The organism is Umezawaea sp. NPDC059074 (assembly GCF_042738955.1).
Lineage (GTDB): Bacteria > Actinomycetota > Actinomycetes > Mycobacteriales > Pseudonocardiaceae > Umezawaea.
The window spans coordinates 1-2,590 of record NZ_JBHYHC010000094.1; the positions used below are offsets into that span (position 1 = coordinate 1).

General features: G+C 69.2%; 2 protein-coding genes. Both read right to left on the minus strand.

Annotated elements, in window-relative coordinates; genetic code table 11:
- Positions 1–387: 387 nt before the first annotated feature.
- A complete protein-coding gene (locus ACFWW9_RS32250) occupies positions 388–1,419 on the minus strand; it encodes a sensor histidine kinase (RefSeq protein ID WP_390385773.1) in 1,032 nt (343 codons plus the stop codon).
- Positions 1,420–1,519: 100 nt separating this feature from the next.
- Positions 1,520–2,203 carry a response regulator transcription factor gene (locus ACFWW9_RS32255; RefSeq protein WP_390385775.1) on the minus strand — a complete coding sequence of 228 codons (684 nt, stop codon included), beginning with the start codon at positions 2,201–2,203 and terminating at the stop codon, positions 1,520–1,522.
- Positions 2,204–2,590 lie beyond the last annotated feature (387 nt).

A 2,590-nucleotide genomic window follows, 5' to 3' on the forward strand; every position in this document is an offset into this window, starting at 1 on the left:
CCCATTGACTGGGTTCATATAAGTTACTGGCTATTCGGCACGCTGTTGAGTTCTCAAAGAACACGCGCACACCATCTTGTTCCGCGTCTTACCGCAGTGCAATCCGGGGCTTGTGTTTGAAGCTTAGCAAGCGATTTTTCAGACTGTCAAATCGGCTTGCGAGGCATTCGATCTTCTTAGGTTTTTGGCCTCCGCCTCAGCCCGTTTCCGGTCTGTGTCGCGGTGACAAGGAGAAAGTTACACCCCCATGAACTGGGGTACAAATCGGGGTCCCCTAGGGGTCATGGTCAACAAAACCCCTGCTCCGGACCCCTGCCAGACCTCTCAGAGTGCCCAGAACGCCCTCAAAACACACTTGACTGTGACCGGGGCCACGGAAACTTTCTTTCATCGCCCCGCGGCGGGCAGGTGCACGATCACCGCGAGCCCTCCACCGGACACCGCTTCCGCGTGAACGCGTCCTTCATGCGCGGTCACGGCCGCCCGCACTATCGACAGGCCGAGTCCGGTTCCCGTGCGCGCGGTGCGGTCGGTCCCCCCGCGGCGGAACGGCTCGAACAGCCCTTCCACGAGTTCCGGCGCGATCGGCGGGCCGGACGACGACACCCGCAGCACGGACCACTGCGGCCCGCCCTCGGTGACCACGTCGATCCAGCCGCCCACCAGGTTGTGCCGCACGGCGTTCTCCAGCAGGTTCCCCGCGATCCGCTCCAGCAGCGCCGGGTCGCCGACCGCGGGCGCGGGACCGGTGCGGAAGCTCATCCGCAGCTGCTTGGCGGCCGACTCCGCCCGCACGGCCCGCCACGCCGAGTCCACGACGGCCGCCAGGTCCACGGGTTCGTGCACCGCGAGCCGGGTCCCCTCGGTGCGAGCCAGCAACAACAGTGCGCTCACCAACTGCTCGGAACGTTCGGCGGCGGTCCGGACGACACCGGCCATCCGCCGCAACTCTTCGACGTCGGCGTCCGGGTCGGACAGCGTCACGTCCAGCTCGGTGCGGATCACCGACAACGGTGTGCGCAGCTCGTGCGAGGCGTTCGCGACGAACCTGCGTTGCGAGTCGAACGCCGCCTGCAACCGGTCGAGCATCCCGTCGAACGTGTCGGCCAGCTCCGCGACCTCGTCGCGCGGCCCGGCCAGCCGCAACCGCTCCCCCAGCGACTCCGCGGACAACCGGCGCGCGGCCTCCGTGACGTCGTGCACGGGTTTGAGCACGCGCCCGGTGATCGCCCACGAGAGCACGGCCGCGGCCAGGACCACGAAGCAGAACGCGATGGCGCCGGAGCGCACGACGTCCGCGCGGGCGTGCGCGCCGAGCACCTGGCTGAGCACGTCGGTGTCGACCTCGACGCCGTCCACCTGCACCGTGCTGCCCGCCGGGAACGACGGCATCGAGTCGACGACCCGGCCGACGAGCATCCACCCCAGCAGGAGCAGCAGGCAGCTGACGAACGCGACGAGCGCCGTGGCGAGCAGCGTGATGCGGAGCCGCAGACCCGGCCCCCGCCGTCGGGTGAAGTCAGTCCTCAGCGGAGCCGGTCCCAGCGCTCGGGACCCGGTAGCCGGAGCCGACGACGGTGTCGATGATGCCGGGCTCGCCGAGCTTCTTGCGCAGCGTCATCACGGTCACGCGCACGGTCGTGGTGAACGGGTCGGCGTTCTCGTCCCACACCCGCTCGAGCAGCTCCTCGCTGCTGACCACGGACCCCTTGGCCGCGAGCAGCACCTCGAGGACGCCGAACTCCTTGCGCGTCAACTCCACCAGCTCGCCGCCGCGCCGCACCGTCCGCCGCGCCGGGTCCAGCTCCACGTCGCGCGCGCTCAACAGCGGCGGCGTCGCGGGCGTCGCGCGCCGGGCGAGCGCGCGCACCCGCGCGACCAGCTCCGGGAACGCGAACGGCTTCGCGAGGTAGTCGTCCGCCCCCAGCGACAAGCCCGCGACGCGGTCGTCGATGCCCGCGCTGGCGGTGAGCATCATGACCCGCGTCAACGCGCCCGAACTGAGGATCTCCTTGCACAGCTCGTCGCCGGACATGCCGGGCAGGTCGCGGTCGAGCACGACCACGTCGTACCGCGTGATGGTCGACTTCTCGTGGCCGGACTCGCCGTCGTAGGCGACGTCGACAGCCATGCCTTCTCGCCGCAGGCCACGCGCGATGGCGTCGGCCAGCGGCACTTCGTCCTCAACAACCAGGATCCGCACACCACAACGCTACCGGGGTCGTGCGGGAACCACTGCCGTGCCGCGTCGGTGGGGTGTGCTCGGACCGGTGGTCACGGCGAGTACCTGGGGAAAGGGCTGGGTCGCTCGATCGGGTGGAGCGGGTTGGGGAGGGCTGGAAACGGCCGAAAACTGTCGGACCTCGGCCGTAACGTGAAATTCGGGGGTCCCCTGGGGCGCCCTAGGAGTCGTGGGGGATTCTCCGCAGCACCGGAGACACGGCAGCGGCGCGAGAGGTTCCGCGGGAGGTTCTTGGACGGCGACGGCCCCCGGTCGGGGTGACCGCGGGGCGGGGCCCACGGGGTTTGGGGCATACCAGAATCGCAGGTAATACAAATGGGGGGGGGGGTGGGGGGGTTTTATGAAAAC

Excerpts from the sequence above, each read along its gene's own strand:
- ACFWW9_RS32250 (WP_390385773.1), bottom strand. The coding sequence starts at position 1,419 with ATGCTCGTCGGCCGGGTCGTCGACTCGATGCCGTCGTTCCCGGCGGGC.